17 protein-coding genes are annotated in these 20,860 nt (G+C 40.2%); 4 read left to right on the top strand and 13 right to left on the bottom strand.

What is annotated here, in order from left to right:
- Nucleotides 1–724: 724 nt before the first annotated feature.
- A complete protein-coding gene (gmhB, locus tag EGC82_RS09135; protein WP_164839115.1) occupies nt 725–1,285 on the bottom strand; it encodes a D-glycero-beta-D-manno-heptose 1,7-bisphosphate 7-phosphatase in 561 nt (186 codons plus the stop codon).
- A 201-nt stretch (nt 1,286–1,486) separates the two neighbouring features.
- On the opposite strand from gmhB, the gene EGC82_RS09130 reads away from it, so the two are divergent.
- Nucleotides 1,487–2,161, top strand: coding sequence for a GntR family transcriptional regulator (locus tag EGC82_RS09130; protein WP_124730477.1), 675 nt, complete (start codon nt 1,487–1,489; stop codon nt 2,159–2,161).
- A 133-nt stretch (nt 2,162–2,294) separates the two neighbouring features.
- Nucleotides 2,295–3,377 (top strand): ketoacyl-ACP synthase III, encoded by a 1,083-nt coding sequence (locus tag EGC82_RS09125; RefSeq protein WP_124730476.1) that lies wholly within the window; start codon nt 2,295–2,297, stop codon nt 3,375–3,377.
- Between the two features lie 53 nt (nt 3,378–3,430).
- Here the strand turns inward: EGC82_RS09125 and EGC82_RS09120 are convergent, their stop codons facing one another.
- From EGC82_RS09120 to EGC82_RS09105, 4 genes are all read right to left on the bottom strand, one after another.
- Nucleotides 3,431–4,075, bottom strand: a complete 645-nt coding sequence (locus tag EGC82_RS09120; RefSeq protein ID WP_164839209.1) for an exonuclease domain-containing protein — start codon at nt 4,073–4,075, stop codon at nt 3,431–3,433.
- 44 nt (nt 4,076–4,119) lie between these two features.
- Nucleotides 4,120–5,967: a DUF294 nucleotidyltransferase-like domain-containing protein gene (locus EGC82_RS09115; protein ID WP_124730474.1), complete on the bottom strand. Its 1,848-nt coding sequence runs from the start codon at nt 5,965–5,967 to the stop codon at nt 4,120–4,122.
- Nucleotides 5,968–6,095: 128 nt separating this feature from the next.
- The gene (locus tag EGC82_RS09110; RefSeq protein WP_124730473.1) at nt 6,096–7,814 is read right to left on the bottom strand and encodes a sodium:solute symporter family protein; all 1,719 of its coding nucleotides are present in this window, start codon (nt 7,812–7,814) and stop codon (nt 6,096–6,098) included.
- Nucleotides 7,815–7,825: 11 nt separating this feature from the next.
- Complete coding sequence (locus EGC82_RS09105) at nt 7,826–8,092, bottom strand: DUF4212 domain-containing protein (protein ID WP_124730472.1); 267 nt, start codon at nt 8,090–8,092, stop codon at nt 7,826–7,828.
- A 481-nt stretch (nt 8,093–8,573) separates the two neighbouring features.
- On the opposite strand from EGC82_RS09105, the gene EGC82_RS09100 reads away from it, so the two are divergent.
- The gene (locus EGC82_RS09100; protein ID WP_244212562.1) at nt 8,574–10,616 is read left to right on the top strand and encodes a diguanylate cyclase; all 2,043 of its coding nucleotides are present in this window, start codon (nt 8,574–8,576) and stop codon (nt 10,614–10,616) included.
- On the opposite strand, the gene EGC82_RS09095 is transcribed toward EGC82_RS09100, so the two are convergent.
- Nucleotides 10,606–12,105, bottom strand: a complete 1,500-nt coding sequence (locus EGC82_RS09095; RefSeq protein ID WP_124730471.1) for an alpha/beta hydrolase — start codon at nt 12,103–12,105, stop codon at nt 10,606–10,608. The genes EGC82_RS09100 and EGC82_RS09095 overlap by 11 nt on opposite strands.
- A 120-nt stretch (nt 12,106–12,225) precedes the next feature.
- Between EGC82_RS09095 and EGC82_RS09090 the strand changes: the two genes are divergently transcribed.
- Nucleotides 12,226–12,789: a DUF6942 family protein gene (locus EGC82_RS09090; protein ID WP_244212561.1), complete on the top strand. Its 564-nt coding sequence runs from the start codon at nt 12,226–12,228 to the stop codon at nt 12,787–12,789.
- An 8-nt stretch (nt 12,790–12,797) separates the two neighbouring features.
- Here the strand turns inward: EGC82_RS09090 and nadE are convergent, their stop codons facing one another.
- The 7 genes from nadE to EGC82_RS09055 form a co-directional block, all read right to left on the bottom strand.
- Nucleotides 12,798–13,628, bottom strand: coding sequence for an ammonia-dependent NAD(+) synthetase (nadE, locus tag EGC82_RS09085; protein ID WP_124730470.1), 831 nt, complete (start codon nt 13,626–13,628; stop codon nt 12,798–12,800).
- Between the two features lie 115 nt (nt 13,629–13,743).
- Nucleotides 13,744–15,048 carry an inosine/guanosine kinase gene (locus EGC82_RS09080; RefSeq protein ID WP_124730469.1) on the bottom strand — a complete coding sequence of 435 codons (1,305 nt, stop codon included), beginning with the start codon at nt 15,046–15,048 and terminating at the stop codon, nt 13,744–13,746.
- A gap of 462 nt (nt 15,049–15,510) precedes the next feature.
- Nucleotides 15,511–16,155, bottom strand: a complete 645-nt coding sequence (gene adk, locus EGC82_RS09075) for an adenylate kinase (RefSeq protein ID WP_124730468.1) — start codon at nt 16,153–16,155, stop codon at nt 15,511–15,513.
- A 136-nt stretch (nt 16,156–16,291) separates the two neighbouring features.
- A complete protein-coding gene (locus EGC82_RS09070; RefSeq protein ID WP_124730467.1) occupies nt 16,292–17,155 on the bottom strand; it encodes a tetratricopeptide repeat protein in 864 nt (287 codons plus the stop codon).
- 66 nt (nt 17,156–17,221) lie between these two features.
- Nucleotides 17,222–19,135: a molecular chaperone HtpG gene (gene htpG / locus EGC82_RS09065; protein ID WP_124730466.1), complete on the bottom strand. Its 1,914-nt coding sequence runs from the start codon at nt 19,133–19,135 to the stop codon at nt 17,222–17,224.
- Nucleotides 19,136–19,418: 283 nt separating this feature from the next.
- Nucleotides 19,419–20,018: a recombination mediator RecR gene (gene recR, locus EGC82_RS09060; RefSeq protein ID WP_124730465.1), complete on the bottom strand. Its 600-nt coding sequence runs from the start codon at nt 20,016–20,018 to the stop codon at nt 19,419–19,421.
- Nucleotides 20,019–20,493: 475 nt separating this feature from the next.
- Nucleotides 20,494–20,826, bottom strand: coding sequence for a YbaB/EbfC family nucleoid-associated protein (locus tag EGC82_RS09055; RefSeq protein WP_124730464.1), 333 nt, complete (start codon nt 20,824–20,826; stop codon nt 20,494–20,496).
- Nucleotides 20,827–20,860: the final 34 nt, after the last annotated feature.

Raw genomic sequence — 20,860 nt, 5'->3', positions numbered from 1 at the left:
TATTACTATGAACATTCATCGTTGCATTGAGTTTAAATTTTTTGATTATCTAAAGCAGTTAAACTGATTTAAATAATTGTCGAATAACTCAATACCTGTGAATGTCCACACAGATTACTTGATAAATTGTTAAAGAGCGGACTTGGTAACTTGCGTTAGACGCCGTGTTCCGTGTCAGTGGGATGTATTATAGGGAAAACAATTTATAGCGCAAGCGCTTTCTAACGTTTTTATTACTATTACGACTCAACTGCGCACTATTTAAACTTAAAGCCACGTTTAAGGATGTTTATGCTGGCTTTATGAACAAATTAGGCCAAATATAACTACAATAGAATTTTTTTTTATTGTCTATATAAGGCTTGCAGTGCGGTTCACCGTAATATAAGTCGGTTATTTACCTTGTTGAGGCTAAAACATTACCGAAACGAGGTTAATAGCGTGTTAACTCAATTTCTCCTTATAGTAGAAGTTATATTATCAACTTTGCGAACTTAACATATTAGCTCTATCGAGGCGGGAATGGTTATCTTGCCAGGACCAACATCGATAAAGTAACGCAAAGGAAGATCAACTTAGGGCCAACCGAGTAGAATAACGAGCAGACTGTTGGCTGATGTTCACATATAAGAATTAACCTACTTATATATGAACAGCCAGGAGATAATAAATAAAGACTTTAAGCTAACGATTAGGTTACTTATTCGATTACGGTGATATTTGATTACTGGGATAGTAGCTGGCTTAATAGCTTCGGTACATCAGCTACGCTGTCAACAACTGCACTAGCAAGCTCAATACCTGCCTCATCTACCACTTTCCCTGAGCGAACTAAAATAGCAGTATTGATACCCGCTGCTTTTGCTGCACGCATATCATCGGCTTTATCACCTACCATCACAGACTGGCTCATATCAATTTTCAAGAACTCTGCCGCTGTTGTTAACATACCAGGCTTCGGTTTACGGCAATCACAATCTTGCTTATATTCGCCTAAGCCTTTTTGTGGATGATGTGGACAATAGTAAATACCATCAAGTTCGACACCTTTATCGGCAAAGTTCCAATCCATCCATTCTGTTAAATGATGAAAATCATCTTCACTGTACATACCACGAGCTATACCTGATTGGTTCGTGACGACTATTAATAGGTAACCCATTTGCTTTAGTGCTAAACATGCTTCAAATACACCTTCGATATATTCAAACTCATCTACTGTGTGGACATAACCGTTGTCTTTATTGATCACACCATCACGATCGAGAAACACTGCTTTATTCAACCTAATACTCCTTAAACTCTATTCTGTAGTTATTATCCCATTGGGATGAATTTGGAGCCAGTCAATCCGACTATCTTTTACTAATTTGTTTATTTACCGTCTTTTATAAGTTTAATCTGTAGAATTGTATAGGTTTCACTTTATAAAGCGGCAGCTAAGCGTTACTCTTGCTCGAAGAAATTAGTAATAATTATAAATTACATGAGCAATATATCTCCTATTATTCATAAAACTCGCACACAACTTGTTGTTGAGGCGCTCAGGGAGCGGATCCTTTCTGGTGACATACAAGGAGGAGAACCTCTTAGACAATCGGCTATTGCAGAGCAATTAAACGTAAGTCGCATTCCAGTTAGAGAAGCTTTAGTACAATTAGAAGCGGAAGGTTTGATCAATTTCGAACCACATAAAGGAGCTACTGCCACTCTTTTATCTGTTGAACAAGTCTCTGAGTTATTTGAACTACGCGCTATGATTGAATCCGATTTATTGGCGAAGGCAATACCTAACTTAACTGACAATGATCTTGATGAAGCTGAAGTTGTACTCGCTCAACTTGAATTAGCCTTTAAACTGAAAGAGTCTGTTGCCAGCTGGAGTGAGCTTAATACACGTTTCCATACTCGTTTATATCAAGCAGCTAACCGTCCACATACAATGGAAGTGGTTAATGGTTTAAACACTAACTGTGATCGCTATATTCGCCTACAGTTATTGTTCACTGGCGGGATACCTATCGCTGAAAGAGAGCATAGAGTGTTACTCGAATGGTGTAAAAAACGAGATATTGAGAAAGCGACAACGTTATTGCGCGAGCATATCTTGCATGCTTCTGCTTCGATAAAGAAATTGGTAGCACAAAAAATTAAGTCATAATAACAATAATAAATCTTAGCCATGACTATTTAAGAATTTAACATCAATAGTTTTGTATCATAAAATGAATACTTAACTCTTGAATTTGTAAATAAATTTAATTAACTATTGCAACATATTGAGAGAATTTCTTATGCAGTATGCACACATTACCGGTTGGGGTAAGTCTGTTCCGCCCGCAACATTAACCAATGACGATTTAGCCACATTCATGGAAACTACCGATGAATGGATTAAAACTCGTACGGGGATCAGCAAGCGTAACATTAGCCACGTTAATACGTCTGAAATGGCATCGGTTGCAGCTAAGCATGCTCTTGCTGCGGCAGGGATTGATGGCAGTGAATTAGATTTAATTATTTTAGCGACCGCCAGCCCTGATACCTTGATCCCCAACATTGCTTCAACAGTGCAAGCCAATATTGGCGCGACATGCGGTGCATTTGATATTAACGCTGCTTGCAGTGGTTTTTTGTATGGCGTTGGTTTAGCCAGCTCAATGATCAAGAGTGGTCAAAGTAAGAAAATTCTTATCATTGGAGCCGAACGCCTTTCTTTTTACCTCGATTGGTCTCGGCGTGAAACCGCGGTGCTATTTGGTGATGGTGCCGGTGCTATTGTACTTGAGGCCAGCGACCAACCAGGTGGCGTATTAGGTTATGAGTTAAACAACGACCCTGAAGGCCGCGATATTTTACAGTCTAATTTTGGCACACAGATGGACCGATTTGATAATGATTCATTAGACTTTTACATCCACATTAACGGTCAAGATGTATTTAAACGTGCGATTCATGGCATGGGAAGTTTAAGCAATAAGGTATTAGAAAAATGCGGTATTGCTATCGATGATGTCGACTTTGTTATTCCACATCAAGCAAATGAACGTATTATAGATACTCTCGTCAGTAGAATGAAAATTCCTAAAGAAAAAGCATTCGTTAATATCGCTGATTATGGCAATACTTCTGCAGCAACTATCCCAATCGCCATTTGTGATGCATTATCTCAAGGTAAAATTGTCCCAGGACAAACGATTTTGTCATGTGCATTTGGTGCAGGGTTAACCTCTGCGGCGATGTTATTACAATGGGGCGAACGAACCACGCCTATTAATATCAGTGATGCTGAATTACCCCCTTGCGATAAAACCGCACTAGAATTGATTAAGCCTGCGGTTGATTATTTTTTCAATAAAGCCAAAAATGCTCAGTAAACACTAATCATTACTTGATAACTAGCCAGTCTCGATGACTGGCTTTTTCTTGTCTAGCGAAATACATTGATCAAGTCTTTTACCGACAATGTTTTAATGTCGCCCATAGCCGCCACCTGAGCCAATAATAATTCTGCACAAGATAATGCATCTATAAGTGCATTGTGGGCTGAATAAACGGGTAAACGGTAACGTTCACGACTCGCACCTAAGCGTAGCGAACCTTCTTTTAATATAGATTGTTGCATTAAACAGCGTTTCTTCTCTATTGCTAGCGTATCAATAAACACTAACGGGATAGATTGACCAAAACAGCGTACTAATTGCTGTTGAATAAACTCGATATCTAACGGTGCGTGATGCGCCACCAAAATATAACCTTTAGTTTGTGCCAAAAACCACGTCATAGCTTCTTGAAGGGATAAGGCCATATACAATTGATTGTCTACAATACCGTGAACCGTCGCACTATGACCAACACTGCCACTTATGGCAATCATGACATGTTGTGCTTTTTCAAGCGGAATAACCCCTTTGGTAATAGGCACAATACCGATGCTGATGACTTGATCATGAAAGGGATCTAGCCCCGTCATTTCAAGATCAATTGCCATTAGTGGTGCATCGAGAAATGGTTTGGTTAGCGCAGTAGAGATAGCTTCTAAGTAAGCATCTAGTGGCGAAGGTAACGAGACCATTCTTTTACGCCACAACACGGTTTTTACCCACCACAGATTGACCACTAAAAACTCCTCAGAAACTTAAGCTTTATACCTGCTTGGGCATCATGGACTACTTTAAAAGCATCACGCAATTGATGGCGCATTAATGAAGAAAGATGTTGGGGTTTTAAAAAATTATTCACAGGCAGATTATTGGTCGCCTGATAGCCTTGATTCGACAATCGCATATGCGCGATAAACTCATGTGCATCAGCCAAATTTAGCGCATCTTTGCGATTAATAATATTAGCGTCCATTAACACTCTGATCCGCTTAGCGGTATTAACCTCTTTTATTCCTGCACTTAAGGCATACACTCTGGCAATGTCATTAATCAACGCACTGCCCTTGTGTTTTAAATCCATGCCTTTGACTTCTGTACCATCGCGTTCAAGAACAAACTTTCTAAAAAATCCTAACGGAGGCGATTCTGTTAACGAGTTACCCGCCATTCCAGCAAGGAAAATATCATTATTTTTTGTGGACGCTAAAACATCATCTTGCAGTTCGCTAAACAAACTTAGGGGCCCAAATACCGGCCGCATATCAAAAAAGATACTGGCGTGCATTAAAGCTTTCGGATCAGGTGTATTTACCCATTTAGAAAAAAGCCCTTTCCACTTCGCTAACGACAATCGCCATTTGGGGTTTTGCGCCATAATGTCACCCGGGCAATAAATATAACCACATTCATCTAACCCTTTGCATACAGCTTTGGTTAAGGTTTCGAAATAGACCGCGGCTAATTCATCTGGCTCATGGGCAAGCAATAAACCATTATCTTGATCCGAACAGGCTACTTGATCTTGGCGACCTTGTGAACCAAAGGCCAGCCAACAAAACGCCATTGGCGCCTGACCTAAAATTTGTTGATTCAATTCAATTAGCCGACGTGTTAATGCATCAGTTACCGACGTTAATACACGGCCAATTTCTTCTGCTCTAGCATCTGCACTGATCAGGTTTTGTAATAGTAACGGGATTTGCTTACTGACTTGGATAAGCTTTTCTATGCTGTTCTGCCGCCCTATCTCGCCTATCAAAAGTAAAGGTTGTGAGCTTTGTGATCGCAATATATCAGTACTGGTGATCATCCCTAATGCGTGACTACCATCAACCACAGGCAAGTGATGAATATTATGCTCACTCATCGCTAACATAGCTTCAAACACTAATGCATTGGCATGGGTTGTCACAGGATTGGTTGTCATCGCTTGACTCACCAGCGCATTAACACCTAACCCTTCAGCAATAACACGATTACGTAGATCTCTGTCAGTCAAAATACCAGTTAATTTTTTATTATCAATAACTAACACTGATGAAACCCGATGTTCACGCATCAGTTTAGCGGCATCCATAACACTGGCGTATGCATCTATGATAATAGGTTTGGATGACATGATGGAAGTGATGCGACTGGTGGTGGTGAGGTCTTTAGCGGTAAATTTAGCTTCATTGCGTAAACGTTTAGCAAAAGCACGAGCAAAGAACTGATCAAAGCCTCGGTGATCAGAACGTAACTTAGCAAATACCGATTGCGGCAAATGGTACACTAAACTATCTTCTAGAATCGCCACCTTATTCACTACCTTCTCACCGGATAATAAGGTCGAAAAACCAAAACACTCCCCTTCGCCAACACGATCAACTAAAACACCTTCCGGATCGCGAACTTCAAACGCACCACTGCGTACAAGATATAGCTTAGGGTTGTCAGTGTCGAACTCGACAAAAGCCGACGCTTTACTGTAATAACCCACTGTAATTTTTTTCGCACAATACTGAATGATATCTTTCGCAAGCGTATCAAAAGGAGAATGGATCGCTAAAAACTGCTCTACAGGTTGTAATTCACTGGCATCCATTAATTATTTCCCTACTGTACGTGGGTTATCATTATCACTATAGCAAAGCGTTTCACCTACCTGCTATAGGACTAAAGCCCAACAAAAAGAGCGCCGAAGCGCTCTTTTTAAACGGTGTTGATTAATACTTAGTGATCACTCGCTTCACCGGATCCTTTAGGAAAACGAATCGATTCTACCATCGCCACAATTTCGTCAGGAATTTTAGCGGTAACTTTACTAACAGCAAAAGCGACGCCAAAGTTAACCATCATTCCCACCATACCAATACCTTCTGGTGAAATACCAAACAACCAGTTTTCGGATGTATTCGATGCAGGATTAATAAACTTAAAGTAAGCAATATAACCCGCAGTAAATAATAGTCCGATCACCATACCCGCAATAGCACCTTCTTTATTCATGGTTTTAGAGAAAATACCCATGATAATGGCTGGGAATAATGACGCTGCAGCAAGACCAAATGCAATGGCCACCACCGCGGCGACAAAGCCAGGAGGATTAATACCAAAGTAGCCAGCCATAACCACCCCAAAACCAGCGGCTATACGTGCATACATCAGCTCTTTCTTATCAGAAATGTCTGGCATGAGGTTTTTCTTGAGTAAATCATGCGATACCGACGTTGAGATAACCAACAGTAAGCCTGCTGATGTTGACAATGCAGCGGCTAAACCACCAGCAGCAACAAGAGCAATAACCCAAGCAGGAAGATTGGCAATTTCAGGCGTAGCGAGAACGATAATATCGCGGTCAATATTCATCTCATTTTTTTCACCATTGGTGTAAAAAATCTTGCCATCGTTGTTCTTGTCTTCCCAAGTAATTAAACCGGTTTTTTCCCAGTTTTTAATCCAAGTTGGTGCAGTTTCATAAGGCACCCCTGTTGAATCTGGTCCATTAATGGTTTCAATCATGTTTACGCGAGAAAACGCTGCCAATGCAGGAACCGTTGTATACATAATAGCGATAAATACTAATGCCCAACCTGCAGAAATACGTGCATCTTTTACTCGAGGGACCGTAAAGAAACGTACAATCACATGCGGTAAACCTGCAGTACCGAACATCAATGCACCGGTAATAAAGAACACATCGATCATCGATTTAGAACCTTCGGTATACTGGGAAAACCCAAGCTCTGCCGATAATCCATCGAGTTTATCAAGTAAGTAAACTCCCGTACCGTTACCTGCGGCATCCACCATCTCGGCACCAAAACCAATTTGAGGGAAGATATGACCTGTCATCATTACCGAGATAAAGATAGCGGGAACCATAAAGGCAAAAATAAGCACACAGTACTGTGCTACCTGGGTGTACGTAATCCCTTTCATGCCACCTAAAACAGCATAGAAGAACACCACCGCCATACCTATATACACACCGGTTTCTACGTCAACTTCTAAGAAGCGAGAGAACACCACACCAACACCGCGCATTTGCCCCGCAATATAAGTAAAACAAATAAAGATGGCACAAATAACCGCTACTGTTCTTGCTGTTTGTGAGTAGAAACGGTCACCAATAAAGTCTGGTACCGTAAATTTACCAAATTTGCGTAAATAAGGTGCCATACATAGCGCTAATAAAACGTAGCCACCAGTCCAACCCATTAGATAAACAGAGCCATCATAGCCAGTAAAAGACACAATACCGGCTAGTGAGATAAACGATGCAGCTGACATCCAGTCTGCTGCTGTTGCCATACCGTTAAGCACTGGGTGAACGCCACCGCCTGCAACATAAAACTCTTTGGTAGAACCAGCTCGAGACCAAATGGCGATCCCGATGTACAGCGCAAAGGTCGCGCCGACAATTAAATAAGTTAGTGTTTGTACATCCATCTTAGTGCCCCTTAGTCTTCCTGAACATTGTATTTTTTGTCTAATGTATTAGCTTTCGCTACATAAACAAAAATCAGCGCCACGAATACATACATTGCACCCTGCTGCGCAAACCAGAAACCCAGTTTGAATCCCATAAAAGTAAATTCGTTTAACACATCTACTAATAAAATACCGCAGCCAAATGACACTGCAGCCCAAATTGCAAGCAAGCTAAGTACTAAGCGTAAATTCTCACGCCAATATCCCGCTGCCTTATCGTTATTTTCAAAACTCATTGCGACTCCCCGTAAGTTATTTTTTTGTAAAGCCATTGTTAATTTAGCAACTCATGGGGGCACCACAATCAAGACCTTAGTCGTACTTAATTAATAAGAGTTAACACTTCATAGATAAAGTTGTTATTAATCAGGTAAATATCTGACAAAAAAATATATTCCTTGTTCTACATAATTAGACCAAGGTCGAACAAGAATAAGCGCTTGCGGAGTTTGAGATCTGTATCACAAAAGGCAAAAAGTAATATTTGCTAGCAAAAAACTCTTCGTTTGCGTTGAAATCTGTTCTATTTCCTGAGATAAGTACTCCTGTAAAAATAAATCTTTTTAGAATACAGATAATAAGGATATTTTTTTGACGTTGCCACGGATAAATCAACAACACCTTTTATTCTCAATTATCTTGGGAGTAGCCGGACTACTAATAAATTGTTATCCGATACAGTTTTTTGCCAATGTGCAATTTGTATTAGGGAATACGATGACAGTGATTGCTGCCGTTTTATTAGGACCTTGGTACGCATTTTTGACGGCAATGATGGCATCGACAGGATTAATGTTGATATGGGATAGTCCACATGTGTACTTATTTTTTGGACTAGAAGCCCTTTTTTTAGGCTATGCAAGACGTCGAGATATTTATGCTTTATATGCTGATGCGGCTTATTGGTTATTGATTGGTGCACCAATGGTGTATTTATATGTGGTCTTTTTGATGGATATTCCTCCTTCTCACTTAGGCTTTATCATTTCCAAACAAGGGATCAACGGACTGATATATACCAGTATTGCATCGCTATTAATTTTAGCTATTCCAAAGCTGTGGTTTTTAAAAGACAAAGTAAAAGACCGCCATCGCAGACAATTAAGCGCACAATTAACGTATTTTTTCACGTTAATGGTGACATTAACGTTACTATTTACCGCATTAATTTTTAATTTTTATTTTCTAGAACGACAACAAGTTATGTTAAAGCAGAACATGAATGAAGCGGTTGCACATCTGTCTATCTCTGCTCAGAACTATATCGATAATCACCAAATAGTAATCAAAAACACTGCCAATCAGTTGGGTTTAGTTGCCGACAAACCCGAGAAGTGGCAAGCTATTCTATCTAATTTACATCAAAGCTATCCTGGTTTTATTAGTATGTTGATTGCCAATCCAACGGCCGATATTGTGGCAGCAAGCCCAGCATCAAGACTAATAAAACAGCAATTACCAGAGCAAGATATCAACATTAAAGATCGCGATTATTTTATTGAATCATTTTATAATCATCGTCTATTCATCTCATCTGTTTTTCTGGGGCGTGGTTTTGGTAATGATGCAATTATTGCCATGAGTGCACCATTTTATCTCGATCAACAACACACACAAGTAGCTGGAATTGTAGAAGGGTCGCTTGATTTGACCCATTTCTCACATATTGATCAAGTCAATGAATATACTGATGATGAATCTATTGTGATGGTTGATGAGCAAAACCAAATTATTTACGCCTCAGAAAAACTTGATCTAAAACCACTATCACAATTTAATTTTGCAGTAAATAAAGGCGTCTATCGTGCTAACCTTGAGCTCATTAATATTCACAATACCACTTCAATTGTGCCTGAGTATATGTATGCTCATCGTGAATTAAATAATGGTTGGACAGTGTATATTTTAAAAGAATTTTCACCGCTATTGAAACTGGCCGAAGAACAAATGTTTGCTAGTTTTATTATGTTGTTAGTGTCATTACTGTGTACTTTTTATATCTCAACAAAACTCAGTGCACTATTAACAGTGCCATTAGAAGCGGTAGCGAATCAATTCAGTCAAGCTTATTCTGCTTCAGGAAAAACCTCAGCGATAGATGATAACTCACCCAGAGAAGTATTCAGCCTTTACCAACGATTAGCGGCTAGTAAACAACAACTTATTGCACATCAAGTTGAATTAGAAGAGACCGTAGCCAAACGAACAGCTGAGTTAGAGAAAGCCAACAAAAAGCTGACTGAGTTGGTTGATAGAGATGCGTTAACCGGATTATATAATCGCCGTTATGCTGAACGTAAATTCTCTGAGTTATTGGATTTTTGTTTGCAAAGCGATCAAGCGATTACGGTTGTCGTACTTGATTTAGATTTGTTCAAACAGGTTAATGATAACTATGGTCATTTGGCTGGAGATGAATGCTTACGTAACGTCTCTCTACTACTGCAGAAGTATTTTAAACGAGATATTGATGTTGTCGCTCGCTACGGCGGGGAAGAGTTTTTGCTCATTTTACCTTTATCTAACACCTTACATATTGAACACCACCTCAATGGTTTCAGAGAAGCACTGTCACAATTAGAAATCACTTCACCGGAAGATAAACAGACCTTTAAAGTGACGGTCAGCATTGGCGCAATTACAGCCAATGCTGACTATGAGATAGAGCTCGATAAATGGATTAAAGTTGCTGATGATAATCTTTATCAGGCAAAGCAGCAGGGACGTAACCGAACAATCATTAATATCATTACTGATTAATCTTTAGTTGTTTTTTATCCATTGGTGACTCTGAATGGCGCTCTTGAGTAAACTCATCAATTCGAGTCATCATATATGGATAAAATGGGTTCCATTTCTGCCGTAACATATCATCGGCAGGTATGCTAAAAATGCCACGCTCGCCTTGGTAAATCGCTCTTCCTATCTGAATTTTTTGTGGATTATCCACCGGAAGTGGTCCATAAAGCGTATCTTCAATCGGAAAGTTTAATGCCACATGAGATAAAGAATACACGTCTTGAGGCCAAGTCAAACTTAATGCGAGTACATCATTGGTTATCGATTTATCAGCTAACTCTTTTACTTGAACGTGATTGTCGTGTTGTGGATCATTTTCAACCAAACTTAACCGATAAGGCAATTTTTGGGGTAGCCAAAATGGGGCAAAGGATGCCAATGGATCTTGGTAAAGTAATTGGTTGTTACTCTTAGTCCTATTCACGTCAAATAACACCAATTGATGGTGTTTATTTGCTGGTAATCTTTGATATAACAAATCCACCACAGCAAGCGAAGAGACGGTATCATCGACAACAGACTGAAAGGTTAATATTGGCGGGATAGCTGTAAACTGTTGCGGTGTCAGTGTCGCTAATAACGTCTGATTACGTTGCGTTAACTCATACACAACATCGCCAGCATTAACCGCAAATGATTGATATTTGAATGGGTCATATTCTGTTTGAATACTGTTCCAATACAATTTATCTTGCCCGAGTAATTTTCCCAGTTTTGCTTGCCAATATGCGCCTGCGGCAATAGGATCGAGACCGATGGCTGGTGATAACATAATGATGCCATCAAAGCTTGTAGGCTTATCTAAACTGATATTTTCAAGCTCGTGATTTAATGCTAATGCCGCCCCAGTTGAAAACCCCGCCACATATATCGGTTTACCCGGCAATTGCGATGATAAGTGCGCGACAGCCAGTGATACCGCACCGGCAAGATCAGGCCAGGTAATGTCGGTTAATCCAGAAGGAATTGTGCCATGGCCAGGTAAACGTAAACCTAAAACATATGCCTGATGCTGATAATGCTGTGCTAAATGCGACATCATATAGGGGGAATCAGACATACCGTGTAGCAATAATAAGCCGAACTCAGCTTGTGGGTTTTGCCATTCAAATGAACGGTTCCAATTTTGCTGCCATAATCCAGGATCAGATAAGCTATGGCGCTCGTAACGGTTAATAGGAGATGCGATTTCTGGCTGATATTGTCGGTAAACTTGTTGTTCTACTTCAGCAAAAAGTTTATCTTCTAATTGCAAATATTGACTAAAATCAGTTAACCCTGACTGTTGATGGTATTCAGAAGTAAGATGTGTTGTGTGCCACAATGATAAATTAGGCCGCGCATTAAGCAACCAAACGGCAGTAATAATCAATGCAAGGGCAATACCCAAAGCACCATAAAATGCAGCGAATAAAAAATGTTTAGTCGACCCAATCACAATTGCGCGCATAACAACCTTGTAATAAGCAAAAATAAACTCAAATATAAACCCTCAATGTAATAACCATTTAACGTAAAAAGCAGCAAAAAAGCCAAGTAATAACAATCCTTAACTATCCTGGGAAGTAATATGTCATCAGATTTATTTAGCTATGTATGGGGACCGATGAATCCCGATATCATATTTTATTTACCTACGCCTCCAGAGCTACCCGCACATTGGCAAGCCGCTCACCCCGATGCAATTACCCAACTGGTTACATTGAATGGCAACCACTGGCGTAAAATCGTCACCATTATGGCAAAAATTTGCTGTTTAGAGCACGATATCAATGCTAACAAAGGGATTGACTGGAAACAGATCCGTGACCAATTATTTAATGAATCTCATAATCAACAAACCAATAAACACATCAATACTCCATCACGTTTGCATTGCCAATTACGTATTGTTAATTCAAAGGTTGAACATCACGACGAGATAGCATTTTCACCTGAATCTTGGCATATTTTATGTGGTAAAGAAGCCCAGCTACGTATGGGGGTAGTAGATCAACAGTACTATACATCACTAGATGAAAAGCAAAAAATACAGCATCAGCAAACTGTGTTACTGACACCATATTTAGATTATCGGCAATATTCTAATGCGCTTATTGAATTGACACGACAACAGATTGCGTTAGCCAAATAATAAACCTATCAATCGTAAATAGTCGGAATAGGTTCACGCTTATGTTGAGTGCGCTTATAAATACTCACCAGTTTTTCTTCTACTGATTTAGCCACATCTTTACCTTCTAAGAAGTCATCTATTTGATCATAGGTTAGCCCTAAAGCAACTTCATCTTCAAGTTGAGGTTTATTGTCTTCTAAATCCGCGGTAGGGGCCTTTTTAACCAATATCTCTGGCGCGCCTAAATGGGCTGCTAATTGACGTACCTGACGTTTATTTAAGCCAAATAATGGTGCTAAATCGCATGCACCATCACCCCATTTGGTATAAAAACCAGTAATATTTTCCGCACTATGATCGGTGCCAACAACTAATCCGCCGACTAAGCCAGCAATGTTATATTGTGCAATCATCCGCATTCTGGCTTTGACGTTACCTTTAACGAAATCAACCTTGTTTTCATCTGCTAAAGCGATATTAGCTTCTGCTAAGCCTGCTAACGTGGCTTGATGCACACCGATAACGCCTTGAGCAATATTGACCGTGACTTGTTTTGAAGGCTGAATAAACTGACAAGCCATTTGTGCCTCATGTTCATCTTTTTGAACTTGATAAGGTAAACGAACCGCAATAAATTGATAAGATGAGCCACAGTGCTCTTGATTAAGAGAATCTACCGCTAATTGACACAAACGACCCGCTAGAGATGAATCAACACCACCGCTGATCCCTAATACTAAACTACGAGTCTGAGCCTCTTTTAATTTAGCTTTAATAAAAGCAACACGACGTTGAACTTCAAACTCAGGCTCAATGGCCTTGAGTACATGCATCTCTCTTAAGATCTGTCCTTTCACGTGACGCTCCTGATTACTGGTTAAGATTCTGACTTTCGATACCTATTCTATAAAAATCTACACAAAAAAAAACGATAATGATGCTTCATTATCGTTTTTTTTTATATGCCGCTGATCATCGTTCCCAATAAGACTCTTCTAAACTGTCTTCACGTTCAGGTAAACCACGCGACAAACGTGGGCTATGCTGCGCTAACACCTCGTATGCAACACGATTGGCGTATTTACATAATTGTGAAAATGATGAATAACATAAACCATCTCGTTTATGCTTACTTGAGCCAGGTATATTAGTTTTATGGAACGTATTGGCAGATAAGTCATGTAAAAGTGCAGACAATGCGCCATCACCAGCACCATTAGTATTGCGGATTAATTCCGGACCACCCATATAAGGCGCAATGTGTGCGTACACTTTTATCGGCGTGTCACAATCGGCTTGTAATTTAGGGCGAGAGAACTCATAACGATTAAACTCAGGAATAGCACCTGGTAACAAGGTATGGCTAGTTTCACGCTTTTCATTATTATCGGTGTAACCTGCGGTATAAAGCCCTATGGCACCCGCGGTCGTTAACACCATGTCACACCATTCAAGCGCAGCTTCACTGGCAAGTAATGGGTCTTTAAAACCGGTTAACGCTTCGCCTTCATCCTCATTCATAGCTAAAATGGTAACATGTTGATTAATAAAGTTTTGCCACCACTGTGGGTCTTCTTGAATTAAAAAACGTGTCCCTAAAGTTAACACCACGGGGACATCCGCTTCTTTAGCATAATTAATCGCTGTCATGGCAGCATCAGTAATACCATCACCATCGCTGGCACGCATCAAGTAAGCCGTTAACACTAACGCTGAACTGCCCTGCACCACTTCTTTGTCGATATACTCAGGGGTGAGTTTATCCATACACCCTTTGCTGATAGCAAACGTGCGCTCACCACAATCAGAAACCAGAGTAAAACAACGTCCAATAGGGCCGTCGACAGGTTGTAAAAAGTTAAGGTCAACCTTTGATGAAGTATTGCATAAATAGCGATAAGCGTAGCTGCCGACCATAATATGCTGGCTCATTACACCAAAAAGTACTGAGCGGTCATCGGCTAAAATAGAATAATTGTGTACTGTGTTACCAATAGTACCACCAGCAAATTCATCGCTGATCATCTCATTAGATTTAAGTTCAAGGTACAAGTTATGGGCTTGCTCATCATTAATCAGAGTTGAGTTGCCTTTAGGCAAGCCATAGCGCTCAAGTAATTCATCTTCTACTTTAGCCTCTATATCAACCAAAGTTTGATCAATACCACAAATATAAGTAGAAAAAGGTTGAGGCTGCTGCGTAAGTTGAGCCAATAACGGATCACGACTGTTTACAGGGAAATAGTGCTTGGACTTACGTTGACCAGGAAACTTCATATTGGGCTCTCATAGCTTGGCGTCCATGCAAGTGTGAAATTAATTACCACTGACACTCATTCAATTTGAAAAAGTCATCATCCGCGAAAATGGCGGCAAATTTTATCATAGGTACGCGTTAATTCTATATCACTTTTATCATATTCGTAGCCTAAACACGCTTAATGAACAATAAGAGACGGGATACATCGATAGAAACGAGTTTATTGCCAGTTTACGTGATAAAACTTACTCTGTATTTTACTTACAAGGCATAAATACGTGCCAGCTTGGTACTGGTTGTCATTAATGTAACGCAGATAGCATGACAGCAACTGGTTACTGACTCCAGTGTAGAGAGCGTAGTCACTGAATGGATATAACCTTCGAGCCATAAGCCAATGAGACTTAACCATGCGGTTTTCTTTAGCCATAAAAAAAGCCTGCGTTGCAGGCTTTTTATTGAGTAACGCTAAGCAGCTATTATTTTAAAATGCCGGCCAGTTGCTCACTCACTTTAGTGACAGACTGAGTTCCGTCAAATTTGTTGTACTGAGTACGGCCTTCTGCAGCCACTTTGCCATAGTATGCCACTAATGGCTTAGTTTGCTCATGGTAAATACCTAGACGCTTACGCACGGTGCTTTCTTCATCATCAGGGCGAATAGCTAAGTCATCACCGGTTACGTCGTCTTTACCTTCCACTTTTGGTGGATTAAACACGATATGGTAAACCCGGCCTGAACCCGAATGAACACGACGTCCACTCATGCGCTTAACGATTTCTTCGTCTGGCACATCAATTTCAATCACATGATCAATTTCGATTCCGTTTTCAGCCATAGCATCAGCTTGTGGGATCGTACGAGGAAAACCGTCTAAAAGAAAACCTTTTTCACAGTCGTCTTGTGTAATACGCTCTTTTACTAAACCAATAATAAGATCGTCAGACACTAATTGGCCTGCATCCATTACTTTCTTAGCTTCTAAACCTAATGGAGTGCCCGCTTTAACTGCTGCACGCAACATATCACCGGTTGAGATTTGTGGGATACCATACTGTTCCATAATGAACTGTGCTTGGGTACCTTTACCGGCACCTGGTGCACCCAATAAAATAATGCGCATCTCAAAAGTCCTCTTTTAAGTTTATGTTCTTTTTAGGGCGGCGATTTTCGCACATCTACCACACTTTTAATAGCGCTTTTGTTATGACATTAGACCTAAATCTAATAAGGGTTGTAACAAAAACGCATCAACTTGTTTAATACAATAAAGTATATAATTTACGGCGATATTGATTAGCTAAGGCATTACCCTGACCTATCGCGGTTAAAATTTCCATGAACACTTGTTTAACTTTGCCATCGGCAACGTTCAGGTCTTTTTGTAAAATAGCGAACAGTAATTCAAGAGCTTCTTCGTTACGTTGAGCAACATTTAATGCTTTAGCTAAGATTAACACCGCATCCATATTGTCAGGTTGGTCGGCAACATTTTGTTGCAGCTGACGAATTTCAGGTGTATCAGCCGCATCTTCTGCTAAGGCTAATTTAGCGACTAAATTATGATAATAACTGTCTTGATCCGCTAAGCCTATACGGGCAAGTAGCACTTTAGCTTCTGCTAATAACCCCTGCTGTAACGCCACATCTGTCATGACTAATGCCACTTCAGCTATCTGTTGTGCGTCGATATAAATGGTTTTTAATTGTTCAGCTATTGTGATCAAATCTGGTGACGATAACTCACCTTGAGCCAACTGTTGCTTAACGTCATCAAACTCTTGTATCCACATAGGTGGTAAATGCTTGTCGAGTAAGTCACTAATCTGTTCTTGGCTTTGTAGCCCAGAAAAACCGTCAATTGGTCTTCCTTTATCTAAAATTAATGTGGTTGGTACATTTTGAATTTGAAAATAGTTAGCAATTTCTAACTCGGTTTCACAATCCACTTTGGCAAGAATAAAACGCCCAGCTTGAGTGTTAGCCAAATGTTCTAGGGTGTGCAACATCTGCACACTTTCGGGCTGCTGTTGAGTCCAAAATGCCAATACCACCATTTTTTGCATTGAGGTATCAACAACTTGTTGAATATTATCTTTGGTAAGATTGATGAGGTAGTCCATATTGCCTCCGCAGAATGACAAAAACAAAAGCGGACTTATTGTCCGCTTTTGCTGCTTAAATCGAATTTATTTTACACTTGCCAATAACATTTGATTGGTTAGTTTAATAAATGCTGAAGGGTCTGCTAAACTGCCCTTTTCCGATAACAATGCTTGTTGTAATAACAAGTTAGCCCAATCGGCAAACAGTTTTTCGTCAGTTTCTTTATTCAGATGCTCAACCAGAGGATGCGTTGGATTAATCTCAAACGTTGGCTTAGATTCTGGTACTGGCTGACCAGCAGCTTGCATCAGTTTAATCATCTGCGTCGACATTTCACCTTCACCGGCAACCACACACGCTGGCGTGTCAGTTAAACGAGATGTCACGCGAACTTCTGATACACTATCCGCTAGCGCAGCTTTAACCCGCTCAACAAGTGCTTTTGATTCTTCAGCCACTTTGTCATGAGCTTCTTTATCAGCCGCATCTTCAAGTTCGCCTAATTCTAAATCACCACGGGTAACTGAATGTAACGTCTTGCCTTTGAACTCGGTTAAGTGGTTCACTAACCATTCATCAATACGCTCAGACATTAATAATACTTCAATGCCTTTTTTGCGCAACAACTCAAGATGAGGACTGTTGGCTGCAGCTTCATGACTGTCGGCAACAATATAGTAAACCTTATCTTGGCCTTCCTTCATGCGCTCAATATACGCCTCTAGTGACACGGTTGTAGCGGCAGAGTTGTCATGGGTAGAAGCAAAACGCAATAAACCTGCAATGCGTTCTTTGTTAGCGAAGTCTTCTGCTGGGCCTTCTTTTAATACTTGACCAAACTCAGCCCAGAAAGACTGATATTGTTCAGGCTCATCTTTAGCCAGCTTTTCAAGCATACCAAGCACACGCTTGGTGATACCCACGCGCATTGCTGTGGTCACTTGGTTGTCTTGTAAGATTTCGCGAGAAACGTTTAATGGCAAATCATTTGAATCGATTAAGCCGCGAACAAAGCGTAAGTAAGTCGGTAAAAACTGTTCCGCTTCATCCATAATAAATACACGTTGAACAAATAATTTCAAGCCATGTTTATGGTCGCGATTCCACATGTCCCAAGGTGCTTTAGCTGGGATATACAATAAGCTGGTATATTCTTGTTTACCTTCTACACGATTGTGTGACCATTTTAATGCATCACTGTAATCGTGAGAAATATGCTTGTAAAATTCTTGATATTCTTCTTCCGTGATGTCTGACTTATTACGAGTCCAAAGCGCGGTGGCTTTGTTCATCACTTTCCACTCACCTTCAGTAGCTGCCACTTTCTCGTCATCTGGTCCATCTGACTCTGGCGTACCTTCATTCCACATTTGCACTGGAACAGAAATATGATCAGAATACTTAGTGATAATTGAACGTAAACGATAATCGTCAGCAAACTCCATTTCTTCATCACGTAAATGCAGCACGATTTCAGTACCACGTTCATTTTTAGTAATACTTTCTACATTAAATGAACCTTCACCTTCAGACTCCCACAACACGCCTTCATTAGCCGCATGGCCAGCTGCACGAGTGCGCACAGTGACTTTTTTCGCTACGATGAAAGCTGAATAAAAGCCCACACCAAACTGACCAATCAATTGTGAGTCTTTTGATGCTTCGCCAGAAAGATTACCGAAAAACTCTTTAGTGCCCGATTTAGCAATAGTGCCTAAATGCTCAATAACACTATCGCGGGTCATACCAATACCATTATCAGAAATGGTTACTGTGCCCTTTTCTTTATTGGCACTAACACGAACGCGTAAATCGCCGTTGCCTTCATATAAGGCATCATCGGTTAAGGCTAAATAACGTAGTTTATCTGCTGCATCGGCGGCATTTGAGACAAGCTCACGTAAGAAAATCTCTTTATTTGAATACAGAGAGTGGATCATCAATTGCAGAAGTTGTTTTACTTCGGTTTGAAAGCCATGAGTTTCTTGTTGTGACATGAATAATTTCCTTGGTGTTACGTTAAATCGATCACGAGTCGAAAAATCAACTCGCCTTAAAAATCTATGTTAACCAAGAGATGGGGGGACGTTACAATATTTTCAAGGGGCAACACCACCTTGTTGAAGAATAAATCATCAGTTAGGCTCAAATCAGTTAAATAAGGCAGATTATTGCCCGTGTATTACCTGAGTAAGTCAGCCTTAATAAGATAAAAAAATGCCAGTAAACGTTATTCACGTTCTACTGGCATAGAGGTGTGCTCGTTCAATAATAGGATTATTACAAAGGAATACGCCCATTAAATGACAACGCTAAGGTGGTGCTATCTACGTATTCAAGCTCACCCCCTACAGGTACTCCGTGAGCAATACGACTAATCACCACATTATGTCTTCTGGCCATATCTGCAATAAAATGTGCGGTTGCATCGCCTTCAACGGTAGGGTTCGTGGCAAGAATAAGTTCACTGACTTCATCAGAAACTAAATGGCTTTCAAGTAAAGCCAAACCAAGCTCTTCAGGGCCGACACCGTCTAGCGGTGACAAGTGCCCTAACAGCACAAAATAACGACCATTAAAATGTCCACCTGCTTCTATAGCAAGTACATCAGCGGGCGTTTCTACCACGCAAATTATTCCTGTATTAATACGGCGATGGCTGCTACATATAGGGCATAAATCTTGTTCGGTAAACGTACGACAGCTTTGGCAATGGCCCACTTCAGACATGGCTTTTTGTAACGAATCGGCAAGCTTAAGGCCTACTTTTCGTTCACGCTCAAGTAGTTGAAATGCCATACGCTGTGCAGACTTAGGGCCGACGCCGGGTAGTGCGCGTAAAGATTGAATTAATTCATCGACCAAAGGACTAAATTTCATAAATTTGTCAATACCTTATAACTAAACTCATTGTGATGTCATCGGTGAAACAGGCCTGTGATCAGCAGAACCACATTATACTACGCCGAAGTTGTGCGATTATTGTCTGTGCTGCGCACGAATGCAAAGATTAATGTTTTTATGACAATAAATGAAGCCAACAATCAATTTAAAGCATATTTGTTAATTTTTTTAGCTACACATTAAAGGCAATAGTGACACCGATATATATAAATAGGTCACTGAACGACCAAACGATATCGACTCTGCTTTAGTGAGTTCAAACCGATAAAACAAGTAATTTTATCAAAAATTGAGAGCAATCACCTTGCTATTTAATCCATATAAGATTCTATTATTATCCATCGCAGAGTTATGTTATCTAAAATCACTGCAAGATAACTTGACAGCAATATAATAAAAAAGGCTCAAGCATAATGCTTGAGCCTTTTTTAACTGTGGTATAAAACAACAATTAAAACGGCATTTTCATCCCTGGAGGTAATTGCATACCACCAGTGACTTCGGCCATTTTAGTCTTTTGATTTTCTTCAATGCGACGAGCTGCGTCATTGCATGCGGCAGCGATAAGATCTTCTAACATCTCTTTATCGTCTTCCATTAAGCTTGGATCAATTTCAACTTTACGCACACTGTGGTTACCTGTCATGGTTACTTTAACCAAGCCTGCACCCGCTTCACCCGTCATTTCTGTGCGAGCTATTTCTTCCTGCACTTTAGCCATTTTATCTTGCATCATTTGGGCTTGTTTCATTAAATTGCCCATACCGCCTTTTCCACCAAACATAGTCATCTCTCTCTAATTAAGGTTGTTAGCAAGT

Source organism: Shewanella livingstonensis (genome assembly GCF_003855395.1).
In the GTDB taxonomy this organism is placed as follows: Bacteria; Pseudomonadota; Gammaproteobacteria; order Enterobacterales; family Shewanellaceae; genus Shewanella; species Shewanella livingstonensis.
Note: the sequence above shows the minus strand (reverse complement) of the source record. Positions and strands in the feature narration are given on the sequence as shown.

What these genes read in the sequence shown, in the direction of transcription:
- EGC82_RS09055 (WP_124730464.1), bottom strand. Translation starts at nt 20,826, where the DNA reads ATGTTTGGTGGAAAAGGCGGTATGGGCAATTTAATGAAACAAGCCCAA.
- EGC82_RS09090 (WP_244212561.1), top strand. Translation starts at nt 12,226, where the DNA reads ATGTCATCAGATTTATTTAGCTATGTATGGGGACCGATGAATCCCGAT.
- recR (WP_124730465.1), bottom strand. Translation starts at nt 20,018, where the DNA reads ATGAAATTTAGTCCTTTGGTCGATGAATTAATTCAATCTTTACGCGCA.
- EGC82_RS09120 (WP_164839209.1), bottom strand. Translation starts at nt 4,075, where the DNA reads ATGGTCTCGTTACCTTCGCCACTAGATGCTTACTTAGAAGCTATCTCT.
- EGC82_RS09095 (WP_124730471.1), bottom strand. Translation starts at nt 12,105, where the DNA reads ATGCGCGCAATTGTGATTGGGTCGACTAAACATTTTTTATTCGCTGCA.
- EGC82_RS09130 (WP_124730477.1), top strand. Translation starts at nt 1,487, where the DNA reads ATGAGCAATATATCTCCTATTATTCATAAAACTCGCACACAACTTGTT.
- EGC82_RS09105 (WP_124730472.1), bottom strand. Translation starts at nt 8,092, where the DNA reads ATGAGTTTTGAAAATAACGATAAGGCAGCGGGATATTGGCGTGAGAAT.
- adk (WP_124730468.1), bottom strand. Translation starts at nt 16,155, where the DNA reads ATGCGCATTATTTTATTGGGTGCACCAGGTGCCGGTAAAGGTACCCAA.
- EGC82_RS09125 (WP_124730476.1), top strand. Translation starts at nt 2,295, where the DNA reads ATGCAGTATGCACACATTACCGGTTGGGGTAAGTCTGTTCCGCCCGCA.
- EGC82_RS09115 (WP_124730474.1), bottom strand. Translation starts at nt 5,967, where the DNA reads ATGGATGCCAGTGAATTACAACCTGTAGAGCAGTTTTTAGCGATCCAT.
- EGC82_RS09100 (WP_244212562.1), top strand. Translation starts at nt 8,574, where the DNA reads ATGACAGTGATTGCTGCCGTTTTATTAGGACCTTGGTACGCATTTTTG.
- EGC82_RS09070 (WP_124730467.1), bottom strand. Translation starts at nt 17,155, where the DNA reads ATGGACTACCTCATCAATCTTACCAAAGATAATATTCAACAAGTTGTT.
- htpG (WP_124730466.1), bottom strand. Translation starts at nt 19,135, where the DNA reads ATGTCACAACAAGAAACTCATGGCTTTCAAACCGAAGTAAAACAACTT.
- EGC82_RS09110 (WP_124730473.1), bottom strand. Translation starts at nt 7,814, where the DNA reads ATGGATGTACAAACACTAACTTATTTAATTGTCGGCGCGACCTTTGCG.
- EGC82_RS09080 (WP_124730469.1), bottom strand. Translation starts at nt 15,048, where the DNA reads ATGAAGTTTCCTGGTCAACGTAAGTCCAAGCACTATTTCCCTGTAAAC.